This is a genomic window from Buttiauxella sp. (assembly GCF_035271705.1).
GTDB lineage: Bacteria > Pseudomonadota > Gammaproteobacteria > Enterobacterales > Enterobacteriaceae > Buttiauxella.
Map to the genome: position 1 here is coordinate 1 of NZ_DATERI010000197.1, position 13,999 is coordinate 13,999.

The window sequence follows — 13,999 nt, forward strand, 5'->3', positions numbered from 1 at the left end:
TTGCCCTCTTTTCCCGTATCTTCATCTGTGTTATTGGTACGAAAAGCGACTGAAATAAGGTATAAAGCCGCATGAAAATCCCAAATCGAATCCAACCTCTGGTTGATGACGGCCTGGTTGACGATGTACTCCAGCGGCTGAAGAGCGGCAAAGAAGCCGACGTTTACACCGTTTTATGCGGTGATAAAATCCAGTGCGCCAAAGTGTACAAAGAAGCCATGCAACGTAGCTTTAAGCAGGCTGTGCAGTACCAGGAAGGTCGTAAAGTCCGTAATTCTCGTAATACCCGTGCAATGCAAAAAGGGTCGAAATTCGGGCGCAAGCAGCAAGAAGAAACCTGGCAAATGGCCGAGGTGGAGGCCTTGTTCCGTCTGGCTAACGCCGGTGTTCGCGTCCCACAGCCTTATATGTGTATTGACGGCGTGTTATTGATGGAGTTGGTGACTGACGCTGAAGGTGCGGTTGCGCCACGTCTTAGCGATGTGTCCTTGACGGAAGAGCAGGCTGTTACTGACTTCAATACCATGATCCGCAATATCGTGCGCATGTTGTGTGCAGGCCTGGTGCATGGCGATTTATCAGAGTTTAACGTGCTGCTGGATGCGCAAGGGCCGGTCATTATCGACTTGCCGCAAGCTGTAGACGCCGCCGCAAACAACCATGCTGAATCCATGTTTGAACGTGATGTGAATAACATCACCGCGTATTACGGTCAGTTTGCCCCGCAAATACTGCAAACTCGTTATGCGAAAGAAATCTGGGCGTTATATGAAGACGGAAAATTAACACCAGAAACTCAGCTAACCGGTCTTTTCGTTGAAGAGAAGCATGAAGTGGATATGGATTCACTGATGGATGAAATCATTACGGCAGAAGATGAGTTTTACGACCGTCAGCGCGCAGCCAAAGAACGCGACCAGCAATACGAGTGATGACCTAATAAATTCAAAAGCCCGCATAACGAAAGTTACGCGGGCTTTTTTGTGCTCAGTACCAAGCGATAATGTCATTTTTAGAGAGGTAAGCGCCGCTATTGCCGCGAGATAAACGAACGGATGGCAATGCCCTGCGCTTCAAGAAAGGTGCGGATCTGGCTCGCCATGGCTATCGCACCCGGGCTGTCGCCATGCACGCAGATAGAGTCGGCCTGAATCGGGGTGAATTTTCCTTCGATAGATTGCACGCCACCTTCGGTGATCAGTTGCAGCATACGTTCTGCCACCTGCTGCGCATCGTGCAGAACCGAGCCCGCTTCACGGCGGGAAACCAGCGTGCCGTCGGCGTGGTAGGCACGGTCAGCGAACGCTTCAGCAATAGTCTTCAACCCTTTTTGCTGCGCCCATTGCAGCACCGGAGAACCCGCCAGCCCCACCAGCGGCAAGTGTGGGTCAACGGCCAGAATTGCGTCGATGACCGCCAATGCCTGGCGTTCGTTATAAGCGATGGTGTTATAAAGCGCGCCGTGCGGTTTGACGTAGCGCACTTCCGTGCCCGCCGCGTGTGCCAGCCCTTGCAACGCGCCAATCTGGTAAATCACATCAGCAGTCAGCTCATCGCTCGCGATGTCCATATTTCGGCGGCCAAATCCCACCAGGTCCGGGTAAGCGACGTGCGCGCCCACAGTGACTCCCTGCGCATAGGCGGCTTTCAGCGTTTCAAGAATGCCTGCTGGGGAACCGGCGTGGAACCCGCAAGCGACGTTGGCGCTGCTCACCAGATTCAGGATTGCGGCGTCGTCTCCCATGCTCCACTGGCCGAAGCTTTCTCCCAAATCGCTATTGAGATCAATCGTTTTTAACATCTGCTTTTCCTCAAACCACTTTCAGGAAGTTGAACATAGCACCAACGGAAAGTGCGCCCATATACCCACAGGTAAACCACACACGGGGCGGCAATAAGTCAGGTTGTCGCAATATTACGCTGGTGTTCAGTCATTTTCTTATTAAATAACATCATGAAGCTGACTGAGGTTCTGGCAGCAGGGTCCAGGCATCAGCAAGCATCCTGATATTCCCTTAAAAGTGATACCATTCGGTAAATTATTGGCACGCTTAAAGCCATTTAGTATCCGAGAGGAACACCATGACTATTCAGACTATTTCCCCAGCCGAAGCCAAAATATTGGTCACTCAAGGTGCCGCGTTGATTGATATCCGCGAGCGTGACGAATATACGCGTGAGAATATTGCCGAGGCACATTTATTGTCGCTTTCTGCCATCGAAAATGGCGAACGGCTTGGCCCATTTGCTCCTTTCGATACGGTAATTTTTTATTGCCAGTCCGGCATGCGTACCACTCAAAATGCGCAAAAACTGGTGGATGCCGTGGCACCAGCAAAAGTGTTGCTGCTGGAAGGGGGATTAACGGCCTGGAAGAAAGACGGGCAAGAAATACTCGCGGATAAGTCACAGCCGCTGCCGATAATGCGCCAGGTGCAGATTGCTGCAGGGACTTTGGTGCTCACAGGCGTGATCTTCGGGTTCGCTCTTCACCCTGGCTTCTTTTTGCTTTCGGGGTTTGTCGGTGCGGGTTTGCTGTTTGCAGGGATCAGCGGTTTTTGCGGCATGGCTCGCTTACTGGCAATGATGCCGTGGAATAAGCGCTAAATCACAAGTATAAAACTGACCGCTTTGGGCTATGGTTAACGGTAGACATTTCTCTTCATTCAATGAGGTTAACTATGTTCAAAGTCGGTGATTTGGTACAGCCCAAGAAAGGTGGCCCAAAGTATGAAGTGCTGGATGTTCAGGGAGATACATTGTTCTGCACACCCAGGAGTATTTTGGCTGGTGAAAAAGTCACGCTAAAAGCGGAAGACGTTACGTTGTATAAAGAAGACGACGATTTTGGTGTTTGCTAAAACCTCTGTGTTCAGGCGGGCGATGTTTTCCCCGCCTGAAGCCCTTCAATAAAGTTGTCCCTTCCTTGTCATCACCCGTTATCAACAACCGGTGAAACCAACCCCATGATTTACAAATAAATATGAATAGTGAAACGACAAAATCAGGAAACACTGCCTGTTCTGTCTCATTTAACGGATTTTATTGACAAAACGTCAATAAATAAAAATTTATCACTAATTGTTCATTTTCAAATAGCAATATAATCTACTCACATCAAATAAAGCCTTTCATTAACACCACCAATAACATCCATTGGCAGTGTATACCTCTAATTTTCATTCGGAGTCGGAATAATGTTTTCTCCTGAGTCACGTCTGCGCCATGCAGTCGCAGATACTTTTGCGATGGTAGTGTATTGCTCGGTTGTGAACATGATGATAGAGATTTTTCTCTCCGGCATGAGTTTTGAGCAGTCACTCTCTTCGCGTCTGGTCGCCATTCCTGTCAACATATTGATTGCCTGGCCCTATGGTTTTTATCGCGATGCTTTCATGCGTTTTGCTAAACGCTATAGCCAGGCGAGCTGGGTAAAAACTCTTGCAGACGTGCTGGCTTACGTGACTTTCCAGTCGCCGGTTTACGTCGCCATCTTGTGGTCGGTCGGGGCTGACTGGAACCAGATAGCCGCAGCGGTCAGTTCGAACATTATTGTGTCGATGCTTATGGGGGCAGCGTATGGCTACTTTCTGGATTATTGCCGCCGCTTGTTCCGTATCAGCGGTTACCGGAATGCAAAAGCTGGGGTTTGAAAACACTCAGGCTGGCTGACGTTGCACTGTGACAAGCAACAACGCCGGTTTCGATTAATGCTCGCCAAACAAACCAGACAAGTAACGTTCCAACGCAATGCGTGAACTAAAACCGTGCGGAATACCGTAATGCTGGTGAGTTTCGCCAGCCAGGTAGAGTGGGAACTGCTGGTAATGATCGCAAGTTTTAACGTCCGTCGCAGGATCTGCCAGGGTCTGGCTGCGTTCTTTTAACGTCGGGTGAATAATCAGCGCCGTTCGCCCTAAACGCGCCTCGCGATTCACATATACGTAATTTTCGCCACGGCGATATCCGTAGGTTTTCGGTGTAACAACATCCATGGTAAAACCGGCTTTTTCAAGCACGCGGGCAACCTCATCGGGTCGTAAATACATAATTGTTCCTCTTTATCTTTATCGTCTGTGGCAGCGCAACCTTACAATATCCAGCATTAGCTGCGCTTTCAGATTAGTCCATAAAGCCCGTGAACGACCTCATTACTAAAAATTATGGTCTACACTGAGTAGTACATCGCAACAAGGGAGAAACGAATGTTTAACCGTGTAAATCGAAATGATGTAGATGAAGGCGTTGATGATATTAACCGTGACGTGAACCAACTGGCCGACACACTGGAAGAGGTTCTTAAATCGTTCGGTAGCGATGTTAAAGAAGAAGGGGAAGCCGCCCGCAAAAAAGCGGAGTCTCTATTGAAAGAGACGCGTGCTCGCCTTCTGGGTCGCACCCGTGTTAAGCAAGCCGCTTGTGAAGCGGTCAGTTGCGCCGATACTTATGTGCGCGACAAACCTTGGCAGAGCGTGGGTATCAGCGCCGCCGTGGGTATTTTCATCGGGGCTTTGTTAGCATCCCGACGTTAGTGAGTCATTAAGTGTAGTGATAACAAATATGCGTCTAACCCCGTCATACTTCAAGTTGTTGGTGCGTTGGTGACGTTTGCTCGCATCCCACAACTCGAATTATTTGGGGGATAACCCCGGAATTTATTCCGGGGTTTCTTTATCCGTCATCATTCAAGATTCAAGCTGCATCTTTGTTGGCCGCTGATTAATCAGCTAATCGCTTCGCGCAATTGTTTCGCCACTTGCCGTGCGAGTGCCTGTGAAGTGAGATTAGTAAAACTCATCAGAATCCCCCCTTCCCCTTTTGAAACCATCCGCCAGTCACTTAAAGCCTGTACTGCAAGCCCCGCTTGCCGCGCTTTAGCCACCCAAGCACGGTCATCACCACTGACACGCATCACCAGCTGAATGCCACCGGCTTGCGGTACGACATCGAACCCTTGCTCACGTAGCGCCTCCTCAAGCCACACTCGCCGCTCGCTGTAGCACAAACGCATTTTTTTCAGATGACGCCAAAAGTGACCTTCGCGAAGAAAATCGGCAATGGTTTGCTGAATTAACAACGGGGCCGTGCAGGGCAAGAAATGCGTATGTTGTGAGAACGCCTCAACTTGCTGTTGCGGCACCACCAGCCAGGCGACACGCAATGCCGGGAACAGCGATTTGCTGAACGTCCCGGCGTAGAGAACCCGCTGCGGGCCATCGAGACTTTTTATCGGTGGTAAGGGTTTCCCGTGGTAGCGAAACTCGCTGTCGTAGTCGTCTTCAATCACCCAGCTTTGATTAGCGGCTGCCCAGTCGAGCAATTGATGGCGACGTGCCAGCGACAACGCCACGCCGAGCGGGCTTTGGTGCGCAGGCGTGAGTAGCGCAAAGCGAGCGTCAGGGAAATGACTCATCCCGTAATCAATGTGCATCCCTTCACCATCGACGGGTACGGGATGCAACGCCATACCTGCCTCGGCAAAAGCCGGGCGCACGTAGCGGTAGCCTGGGTCTTCGAGCCATATTCCGTCGCCAGGTTTTGCCAGCGTATGCACCACCAACCGCATGGCAGCCTGAAACCCGGCGGTGATAAATACCTGCTCAGGCTGGCAGTCGATACTGCGCGAAAAACGTAAATAGTCGGCAATAGCCTGGCGCAGTGTCGATTCCCCGTTAGCTTCTGGCATCACCAGGTCATAACGGGTTTGCAGCCGCAGTCGCCGCCCCATAATCCGCGCCCACAACGCACGTGGGAAAGCGTCCAGGGCGGGCAAACCCATTTGAAACGGACGCGGCGCACCTTGGGGTTGGCTCAATGCATTAGCAACGTTATTGGCCCCCGACGTGGCCGAAGGGCTGACGAACGTTCCTGCCTGGCCGCGCCTTTCCAGCCAGCCTTGCGCCACCAATTCACCGTAAGCGTTTTCTACTGTCGCCCGCGCCACGCCAAGCTCCAGCGCCATTGTGCGGCTTGACGGTAAACGGCTCCCGGCCACCAGCTCACCGTCACTGATTGCCTGTTTGAGTTGCCTGGCGATGTGTTGATAACGCGGGATGGTGTGGTGAGCGCTGACCACCAATTCATTCGGCTTTGCCATTATGGCCTGCTTTATTAGTTAATTTATGGCTCTCTTTAGTAGTCCATCATAGTGCTAAATTGCTCGCACACCAACATGAGGAACGACACCATGACAGAATTACGCCAGCCCTACTTTGACCTCTCCCCAGCAGTGTTTAAGCCAATGCTCCAGGCGCTGAAAGGTCTGGAATCCAGCTCGCTGGGTTCAACAATGATTGAACTGGTTTTCCTACGGGTCTCGCAAATTAATGGCTGCGCCTATTGCCTGGAAATGCACTCAAAAGCCTTGCGCAAAGATGGCGTCGATCAGACCAAACTGGATGCGCTGGCGGGCTGGAAAGTGAGCCATCACTTCAGCGACAAAGAGCGCGCAGCACTCGCCTGGGCTGAAGCCATCACACTGATTACCGAAGGTGGCGCAGAAGATGCGGTGTACCAACCCTTGCTGCAATTCTTTACCGCACAAGAGATTAGCGATTTGACGTTTACCGCGAGTTTGATGAATGCGTTTAACCGCCTGGCAGTCAGTATGCGGATGTAGGGTTGGTTGCGGCTCGCGCGCGCTATCTGGCAATCAGCCAGGACGAGATCTCCGCGAAGCGGAGATTTAGAGCCGGGAGCCGGGATTATCAAGGGGGCTGCGGTAGCCCACTTGATACGTTCACCGTTTCGGTAGACTCAGGGAACACTGAACGCCCAGTGAACGGAACCCTCTCCGGCCTCCCAGAGCAAACTCAAACACAGGGAAAACGGGTCCCCGCCTCGCTCATCACCCCTTCTGAGCTTATCTAAAAATACTATATATTGTATGGTTGATAATTTTATTACCCACATCTAGTATTCATATTCTCAACCACAGAGAGAATACGAATCATGCGCATTACCATATACACTCGAAATGACTGTGTCCAATGCCACGCGACCCAACGCGCCATCGAAAGCCGCGGATTCACTTTTGACCTGATTAATCTCGATTTACACCCTGAAGCGGCGGACGATTTGCGCACGTTAGGATATCGCCAGTTGCCAGTCGTCGTGACAGAACAGGAAAGCTGGAGTGGGTTTCGCCCGGACATGATCAACCGCCTGAGCCCGCGAGTCAGCGCATGAGTCATCTCGTCTACTTCTCGAGCTCGTCGGAAAATACCCTGCGTTTTGTCGAACGCCTGGGGCTGCCCGCCTTGCGCATTCCGCTGGAGGTCAAACAGCGGCTTGAAGTGACGGAACCGTTCATTTTGATTGTGCCGAGCTACGGTGGTGGCGGGATTGCAGGTGCCGTTCCCGCTCAGGTGATTCGATTTTTAAACAACCCGACTAATCGGTCGTTGTTGCGCGGTGTGATTGCCAGCGGAAATCGTAATTTTGGCGATGGGTTTTGCCGGGCGGGCGACGTGATAGCCCAAAAATGTCAGGTGCCGTATCTCTATCGTTTTGAGCTATTGGGCACCGAGCAGGACATCGAAAACGTGCGTAAGGGAGTCAAAGAATTTTGGCAACGACAGAAGCTATCAGCGTAATGGCGACGGAAAGTGCGGATTATCACGCGCTCAACGCCATGTTGAATCTTTATGATTCTGAAGGCCGTATCCAGTTTGAAAAAGACAAACTGGCGGTAGAACAATTCCATAAACAGCATGTGCTGCCCCATTCGCGCCACTTCCCCCATCAGCAGGCACGCCTGGAGTGGTTGGTGACGGAAGGCTATTACGACAACACGGTGCTGCAACGTTACGAAAGTCGTTTTGTAGAAACGCTGTTTGAAAAAGCCCATCACAGCGGTTTTACATTCCAGACGTTCCTTGGCGCGTGGAAGTATTACACCAGCTATACGCTAAAATCCCGGGACGGCAAAGAGTACCTGGAACACTTCCCGGATCGCGTTTGCATGGTGGCGCTCACCCTTGCGCAAGGTGACGAGAGCCTGGCGAACCGCCTGCTGGATGAGATGCTCAGTGGCCGTTTCCAGCCCGCCACGCCGACCTTTTTGAACTGCGGGAAAATGCAGCGTGGCGAATGGGTTTCCTGCTTCCTGTTGCGCATCGAAGACAATATGGAGTCGATTGGGCGCGCGGTGAACTCAGCACTTCAACTCTCCAAACGTGGCGGCGGCGTGGCATTTTTGCTGTCTAATTTGCGCGAAGTCGGTGCGCCAATTAAACGCATCGAAAACCAGTCATCAGGCGTTATCCCGGTGATGAAAATGCTGGAAGATGCGTTTTCTTACGCCAACCAACTCGGTGCGCGTCAAGGTGCGGGTGCCGTGTATCTGCACGCCCATCATCCCGATATTTTACGTTTCCTTGATACCAAGCGCGAAAATGCTGACGAGAAAATCCGTATCAAATCATTATCACTTGGCGTTGTTATCCCGGATATCACCTTCCAGTTGGCAAAAGATAACCAACCGATGGCGCTATTCTCGCCTTACGATGTTGAGCGTATTTACCGGAAGCCGTTTGGCGATATTGCGGTCAGCGATTTATACCAGGAAATGCTGGTAGATGAGCGCATCCGTAAGACCTTTATTAACGCGCGCGATTTCTTCCAGACCCTGGCGGAAATCCAGTTCGAGTCCGGCTATCCGTACATCATGTTTGAGGATACGGTCAACCGCGCCAACCCCATTGCTGGGCGCATTAATATGAGCAACCTGTGCTCAGAGATTTTGCAGGTGAATAGCGCCTCGACCTATGACGAAAACCTCGATTATCAGCAGGTGGGTCACGACATTTCCTGCAATCTCGGTTCACTGAATATTGCGCACGCCATGGATTCCGTCGATTTTGGCCAGACCATAGAGACGGCAATCCGTGGGCTGACGGCGGTTTCCGATATGAGCCACATTCGCTCAGTGCCCTCTATTGAAGCCGGAAATGCCGCCTCGCACGCCATTGGCCTCGGGCAGATGAATCTACACGGTTATCTGGCACGCGAAGGCATTGCTTATGGCTCCGCTGAAGGGCTGGATTTCACTAATTTCTATTTTTACACCGTCACCTGGCACGCCATACGCGCATCGAATTTGCTGGCGCGGGAACGCAAACAGCGCTTTGCGGGATTTGAACAGTCACGCTACGCGAGCGGTGAATACTTCCGTCAATATCTGCAAGAGAGTTGGCAACCAAAAACCCAAAAAGTGCGTGAGTTATTTGCCAATGCGGGTATCGACATTCCAACACGCCAGCAATGGCAGCAGTTGCGCGACGATGTGATGGAGTTCGGTCTGTATAACCAGAATTTACAGGCCATTCCGCCGACGGGTTCTATCTCTTATATCAATCACGCGACGTCGAGCATTCACCCGATTGTCTCGCGCATTGAGATCCGCAAAGAGGGCAAAACTGGGCGCGTTTATTATCCGGCACCGTTTATGACCAACGACAATTTGGAGTTTTACCAGGACGCCTACGACATAGGCCCGGAAAAAATCATCGACACTTACGCGCAAGCCACACGTCATGTCGATCAAGGTCTGTCGCTGACGCTATTTTTCCGTGATACCGCCACCACTCGCGATATTAACAAAGCGCAGATTTATGCCTGGAAGCAAGGCATCAAAACGCTCTACTACATTCGCTTGCGTCAGATGGCGCTGGAAGGCACCGAAGTTCAGGGCTGCGTGTCCTGCGCTTTATAAGGAGAGAACATGACTCAGTTAAGCCGCGTAAGTGCCATCAACTGGAATAAAATCGAGGATGAGAAAGACCTCGAAGTGTGGAACCGCCTAACCAGTAACTTCTGGCTCCCAGAGAAATTGCCACTGTCGAACGACATTCCGGCCTGGCAGTCACTGACGCACGACGAACAACAGCTCACCATCCGGGTGTTTACCGGACTGACACTGCTGGACACCCTCCAGAATACCGTGGGTGCGCCAGTGTTGATGGCGGATGCAATCACGCCGCATGAAGAAGCGGTGCTGTCGAATGTGAGTTTTATGGAAGCGGTGCATGCCCGTTCTTATAGTTCGATTTTCTCGACACTTTGCCAAACCAAAGATGTCGATGCCGCTTACGCATGGAGTGAGGATAACGAGCCGTTGCAACGCAAGGCGCAAATTATCCTGGCGCATTATCATGCCGATGACCCACTGAAGAAGAAAATCGCCAGCGTATTTTTGGAGTCATTCCTGTTTTACTCAGGCTTTTATTTACCGATGTATTGGTCCAGCCGGGGTAAATTGACCAATACCGCTGACCTTATCCGCCTGATTATTCGTGACGAGGCGGTACACGGTTATTACATCGGATATAAGTTCCAGAAATTACTGGCGCAGCAAAGCGCAGAACGGCAGAGCGAGTTGCAGAATTTCGCCTTCGAGTTGCTGATGGATCTTTACGATAATGAAGTGGCCTATACCGATGCGCTGTACGGTGATGTGGGCTGGCAGGATGAGGTCAAAGCGTTCCTCTGCTATAACGCGAATAAAGCGTTGATGAATCTGGGTTATAGTGCGCTCTTTCCGCCTGAAATGGCTGAAGTGAACCCGACAATTCTGGCGGCACTTTCGCCAAATGCGGACGAAAACCATGACTTTTTCTCCGGCTCGGGTTCTTCGTATGTCATGGGGAAAGCGGTGGAAACTCAGGACGAAGATTGGGATTTCTAAAACCTTCATACTTCACGTCGCAGGTGCGTTGACTGCGCCCACCGCCCCAGTCGGATAGTCATCTATGTGCCTGGGGAATTGTAGAATTGTCGCCATCCTGCCACTCGAATTATTTGAGTTAATTATCGTAAATTAACCCAAATAACCCCTCTAACTTTGGCGATAATATTCATTGTAATCCATACAAATATCCGTTTACATTTTCGACTAAATCCACGCTATTTAGGATAATTCCGTGGTCCATTACAAAAAATATCATCCTTCTCTAATTTGCTCTCAGCCCTTTACTCATGGGAAATTCTTACCCCATCACCGACGCGGATATTCGATATATCGGAAATCGAGGGTTGTCTCAGATTCTGAGTATGTTAGGGTATATGCAGTGAATATTTCCATCAGGAATTGTGTATAAATATATATACCCTAAATAGTTCAATTTGCATCGCGATGACAAGAATATGAACCCGATGAGCTTAGTAAACCAAGTGATTTGGGTGAGTAATCGAAGACAACAAAGATGCGACTTGAAATATGACGGGAAAATACAGGAATAACTTTATTGCATGGCAATTAAACTTGAAGTAAAGAATTTATATAAGGTATTTGGTGAGCATCCACAACGCGCATTCAAATATATAGAAAAGGGTATTTCAAAAGCTGAACTACTGGAGAAAACAGGGCTGTCGCTTGGCGTAAAAGACGCCAGTCTGGCCATTGAAGAAGGCGAGATTTTTGTCATCATGGGGTTGTCGGGTTCCGGTAAATCCACCATGGTTCGCCTTCTCAATCGCCTGATTGAACCAACCCGTGGACAGGTACTGATTGATGGTGTCGACATCGCCAAAATATCAGAAGCGGAACTCCGTGAAGTACGCAAAAATAAGATCTCCATGGTATTCCAGTCCTTTGCTTTGATGCCACATATGACGGTGCTAAATAATGCCGCTTTTGGCATGGAATTAGCCGGAATTCCGTTGAAAGAACGTCAGGAAAAAGCACTTGATGCATTGCGTCAGGTTGGGCTTGAAAATTATTCTCATGCTTACCCTGATGAGCTTTCTGGCGGTATGCGTCAGCGTGTGGGTTTGGCCCGTGCATTGGCGATTAATCCCGATATATTATTGATGGATGAAGCCTTCTCGGCCCTTGATCCATTAATTCGTACTGAGATGCAGGACGAGTTAATTAAATTGCAGGCGCGACACCAACGTACCATTGTATTTATTTCCCACGATCTGGATGAAGCAATGCGTATTGGCGACCGTATTGCCATTATGCAAGGTGGTGAAGTTGTGCAAGTCGGTACACCGGATGAAATTTTAAATAATCCGGCGAATGATTACGTTCGTACCTTCTTCCGTGGTGTGGATATCAGCCAGGTGTTTAGCGCGAAAGATATCGCCCGCCGTAACCCTGCTGGCCTGCTACGTAAAACCGCCGGTTTTGGCCCACGCACGGCACTGAAACTGCTACAAGATGGCGACCGTGAATTCGGTTATGTCATTGAACGTGGGCAAAAATTCCTCGGGATTGTCTCGACTGACTCACTGAAAGCTGCGTTATCTGCGGGCGAGGGTCTGGACACGGCTTACCTCGAATCTCCAGCGGTAGTTTCCGCTGATACGTCACTGAGCGAACTGCTCACCCATGTAGGCCAGGCACCGTGTGCGGTTCCGGTTGTTGGGGAAGAGAGTCAGTACGTGGGCATTATCTCGAAAGGGGTTCTGCTACAGGCGTTAGATCGTGAGGGGGTCAGTCAATGAGTGCATCAAATCCGTGGGATACCGGCAGTGCCGTGGCCGACACTACAACAAATCAGGCCGCTGCGAGCGCTGACGCGTGGGGTAACCAGGCGGCATCAACACCGGCTGCAAATAGCAGTGCAGATTGGCTCAATTCGGCCCCCGCACCTGCGCCTGAACATTTTAATATTTTAGATCCGTTCCATAAGACGCTGATCCCACTCGATAGCTGGGTAACACACGGTATCGACTGGGTGGTCACACACTTTCGCCCGGTGTTCCAGGGGATTCGTGTGCCGGTGGATTATATCCTGAGTGGCTTCCAGCACTTCTTGCTGGGGATGCCAGCACCGGTTGCGATAATCCTGTTCGCGATGATTGCATGGCAAATGTCCGGCCTGGGTATGGGGATTGCGACGTTAGTTTCGTTGATTGCGATTGGTGCGATTGGCGCGTGGTCACAAGCGATGGTAACGCTGGCGTTGGTTCTGACCGCCCTGCTGTTCTGCATGATTATTGGTTTGCCGCTCGGTATATGGCTTGCCAGAAGCGAACGCGCCGCGAAGATCATTCGCCCGCTGTTAGATGCGATGCAGACCACTCCGGCGTTTGTCTATCTGGTGCCTATCGTGATGCTGTTCGGGATCGGTAACGTGCCGGGTGTGGTCGTAACGATTATCTTTGCCCTGCCGCCGATTGTGCGCCTGACGATTCTGGGGATTAAACAAGTTCCAGAAGATTTGATTGAAGCGTCACGATCGTTTGGCGCAAGCCCTCGCCAGATGCTGTTCAAAGTTCAGTTACCGCTGGCGATGCCAACCATTATGGCGGGTGTAAACCAAACGCTGATGCTGGCACTTTCGATGGTGGTTATCGCCTCAATGATTGCCGTCGGTGGCCTTGGTCAGATGGTTCTGCGCGGTATTGGCCGTCTCGATATGGGTCTTGCGACCGTCGGCGGCGTCGGGATCGTCATCCTTGCCATTATTCTCGACCGTTTAACTCAGTCCATTGGCCGCGATTCACGCAGCCGTGGCAACCGTCGCTGGTTTAACACCGGCCCAATAGGTCTTTTGACCCGTCCCTTCATCAAATAAACCTGATGGCGGCATGCGTGCCGCCTCACGCTCCATCACCCTAAAACAGGAATAACGACGATGCGACACACAACTATTCTAGCGACTGCGCTTGCTACACTCGTTACCACCAGCGCTTTTGCCGCTGATTTGCCGGGTAAAGGCATGACGGTTCAACCTGCACAAAGCACCCTTTCAGAAGAATCATTCCAGACTTTGTTGGTGAGCCGTGGCCTGGAGAAACTGGGTTATACGGTTAACAAACCAAGTGAAGTGGATTACAACGTGGCCTACACCTCCATGGCCGCGGGCGATACCACGTTTATCGCCACCAACTGGAAGCCGCTGCATGACGATATGTTTGACGCCGCAGGCGGTGACAAGAAGTTTTACCGTGAAGGGACTTACATTCAGGGTGCCGCCCAGGGTTATCTGATCGATAAGAAAACGGCTGAGCAATACAAAATCACCCATATCGCGCAGTTAAAAGATCC

16 protein-coding genes are annotated in these 13,999 nt (G+C 50.9%); 13 read left to right on the top strand and 3 right to left on the bottom strand.

The genetic code is table 11. The annotated features are described in order from the left end of the window. Positions 1–71 precede the first annotated feature (71 nt). Complete coding sequence (locus VJY99_RS17740) at positions 72–932, top strand: PA4780 family RIO1-like protein kinase (protein WP_324120828.1); 861 nt, start codon at positions 72–74, stop codon at positions 930–932. Positions 933–1,030: 98 nt separating this feature from the next. Here the strand turns inward: VJY99_RS17740 and VJY99_RS17745 are convergent, their stop codons facing one another. Further along, the gene (locus VJY99_RS17745; RefSeq protein ID WP_324120830.1) at positions 1,031–1,801 is read right to left on the bottom strand and encodes a 5-oxoprolinase subunit PxpA; all 771 of its coding nucleotides are present in this window, start codon (positions 1,799–1,801) and stop codon (positions 1,031–1,033) included. A 281-nt stretch (positions 1,802–2,082) separates the two neighbouring features. Here VJY99_RS17745 and VJY99_RS17750 point away from each other — a divergent pair, with 281 nt between their 5' ends. The 3 genes from VJY99_RS17750 (at position 2,083) to alaE (ending at position 3,653) form a co-directional block, all read left to right on the top strand. Next, positions 2,083–2,607: a rhodanese family protein gene (locus VJY99_RS17750; RefSeq protein WP_324120831.1), complete on the top strand. Its 525-nt coding sequence runs from the start codon at positions 2,083–2,085 to the stop codon at positions 2,605–2,607. Between the two features lie 74 nt (positions 2,608–2,681). Continuing rightward, complete coding sequence (locus tag VJY99_RS17755) at positions 2,682–2,861, top strand: hypothetical protein (RefSeq protein WP_324120832.1); 180 nt, start codon at positions 2,682–2,684, stop codon at positions 2,859–2,861. A 336-nt stretch (positions 2,862–3,197) separates the two neighbouring features. After that, complete coding sequence (gene alaE / locus VJY99_RS17760; protein ID WP_324120833.1) at positions 3,198–3,653, top strand: L-alanine exporter AlaE; 456 nt, start codon at positions 3,198–3,200, stop codon at positions 3,651–3,653. Positions 3,654–3,707: 54 nt separating this feature from the next. Here alaE and VJY99_RS17765 read toward each other — a convergent pair whose 3' ends face one another. Further along, the gene (locus VJY99_RS17765) at positions 3,708–4,049 is read right to left on the bottom strand and encodes a DUF2002 family protein (protein ID WP_324120834.1); all 342 of its coding nucleotides are present in this window, start codon (positions 4,047–4,049) and stop codon (positions 3,708–3,710) included. 156 nt (positions 4,050–4,205) lie between these two features. Here VJY99_RS17765 and VJY99_RS17770 point away from each other — a divergent pair, with 156 nt between their 5' ends. After that, positions 4,206–4,532, top strand: a complete 327-nt coding sequence (locus VJY99_RS17770; protein WP_324120835.1) for a DUF883 family protein — start codon at positions 4,206–4,208, stop codon at positions 4,530–4,532. A 191-nt stretch (positions 4,533–4,723) separates the two neighbouring features. Here the strand turns inward: VJY99_RS17770 and VJY99_RS17775 are convergent, their stop codons facing one another. Continuing rightward, entirely contained in the window at positions 4,724–6,055 is a 1,332-nt protein-coding gene (locus VJY99_RS17775; protein WP_324120851.1) for a PLP-dependent aminotransferase family protein, read from the bottom strand. A 132-nt stretch (positions 6,056–6,187) separates the two neighbouring features. On the opposite strand from VJY99_RS17775, the gene VJY99_RS17780 reads away from it, so the two are divergent. The 8 genes from VJY99_RS17780 to VJY99_RS17815 all read left to right on the top strand — a co-directional run. Then, the gene (locus VJY99_RS17780; RefSeq protein WP_324120836.1) at positions 6,188–6,619 is read left to right on the top strand and encodes a carboxymuconolactone decarboxylase family protein; all 432 of its coding nucleotides are present in this window, start codon (positions 6,188–6,190) and stop codon (positions 6,617–6,619) included. Between the two features lie 332 nt (positions 6,620–6,951). Continuing rightward, positions 6,952–7,188: a glutaredoxin-like protein NrdH gene (nrdH, locus tag VJY99_RS17785; RefSeq protein ID WP_324120838.1), complete on the top strand. Its 237-nt coding sequence runs from the start codon at positions 6,952–6,954 to the stop codon at positions 7,186–7,188. Continuing rightward, positions 7,185–7,595, top strand: coding sequence for a class Ib ribonucleoside-diphosphate reductase assembly flavoprotein NrdI (gene nrdI / locus VJY99_RS17790; RefSeq protein ID WP_324120840.1), 411 nt, complete (start codon positions 7,185–7,187; stop codon positions 7,593–7,595). The genes nrdH and nrdI overlap by 4 nt, the downstream gene beginning before the upstream one ends. Beyond that, positions 7,568–9,715, top strand: a complete 2,148-nt coding sequence (nrdE, locus tag VJY99_RS17795) for a class 1b ribonucleoside-diphosphate reductase subunit alpha (RefSeq protein ID WP_324120842.1) — start codon at positions 7,568–7,570, stop codon at positions 9,713–9,715. Before nrdI ends, nrdE begins: the two co-directional genes overlap by 28 nt. A 9-nt stretch (positions 9,716–9,724) precedes the next feature. Then, entirely contained in the window at positions 9,725–10,687 is a 963-nt protein-coding gene (gene nrdF, locus VJY99_RS17800) for a class 1b ribonucleoside-diphosphate reductase subunit beta (protein WP_324120844.1), read from the top strand. Between the two features lie 563 nt (positions 10,688–11,250). Further along, complete coding sequence (gene proV, locus VJY99_RS17805) at positions 11,251–12,450, top strand: glycine betaine/L-proline ABC transporter ATP-binding protein ProV (protein ID WP_324120845.1); 1,200 nt, start codon at positions 11,251–11,253, stop codon at positions 12,448–12,450. Continuing rightward, positions 12,447–13,526 carry a glycine betaine/L-proline ABC transporter permease ProW gene (proW, locus tag VJY99_RS17810; RefSeq protein WP_324120847.1) on the top strand — a complete coding sequence of 360 codons (1,080 nt, stop codon included), beginning with the start codon at positions 12,447–12,449 and terminating at the stop codon, positions 13,524–13,526. The genes proV and proW overlap by 4 nt, the downstream gene beginning before the upstream one ends. Before the next feature lie 60 nt (positions 13,527–13,586). Next, positions 13,587–13,999 (top strand): glycine betaine ABC transporter substrate-binding protein (locus VJY99_RS17815; protein WP_324120849.1); only part of this gene is annotated, 413 nt, incomplete at its 3' end.

Bases quoted from the DNA above. Each gene is read 5' to 3' on its own strand.
- VJY99_RS17740 (WP_324120828.1), top strand. From the start codon at position 72: ATGAAAATCCCAAATCGAATCCAACCTCTGGTTGATGACGGCCTGGTT.
- VJY99_RS17745 (WP_324120830.1), bottom strand. From the start codon at position 1,801: ATGTTAAAAACGATTGATCTCAATAGCGATTTGGGAGAAAGCTTCGGC.
- VJY99_RS17750 (WP_324120831.1), top strand. From the start codon at position 2,083: ATGACTATTCAGACTATTTCCCCAGCCGAAGCCAAAATATTGGTCACT.
- VJY99_RS17755 (WP_324120832.1), top strand. From the start codon at position 2,682: ATGTTCAAAGTCGGTGATTTGGTACAGCCCAAGAAAGGTGGCCCAAAG.
- alaE (WP_324120833.1), top strand. From the start codon at position 3,198: ATGTTTTCTCCTGAGTCACGTCTGCGCCATGCAGTCGCAGATACTTTT.
- VJY99_RS17765 (WP_324120834.1), bottom strand. From the start codon at position 4,049: ATGTATTTACGACCCGATGAGGTTGCCCGCGTGCTTGAAAAAGCCGGT.
- VJY99_RS17770 (WP_324120835.1), top strand. From the start codon at position 4,206: ATGTTTAACCGTGTAAATCGAAATGATGTAGATGAAGGCGTTGATGAT.
- VJY99_RS17780 (WP_324120836.1), top strand. From the start codon at position 6,188: ATGACAGAATTACGCCAGCCCTACTTTGACCTCTCCCCAGCAGTGTTT.
- nrdH (WP_324120838.1), top strand. From the start codon at position 6,952: ATGCGCATTACCATATACACTCGAAATGACTGTGTCCAATGCCACGCG.
- nrdI (WP_324120840.1), top strand. From the start codon at position 7,185: ATGAGTCATCTCGTCTACTTCTCGAGCTCGTCGGAAAATACCCTGCGT.
- nrdF (WP_324120844.1), top strand. From the start codon at position 9,725: ATGACTCAGTTAAGCCGCGTAAGTGCCATCAACTGGAATAAAATCGAG.
- proV (WP_324120845.1), top strand. From the start codon at position 11,251: ATGGCAATTAAACTTGAAGTAAAGAATTTATATAAGGTATTTGGTGAG.
- proW (WP_324120847.1), top strand. From the start codon at position 12,447: ATGAGTGCATCAAATCCGTGGGATACCGGCAGTGCCGTGGCCGACACT.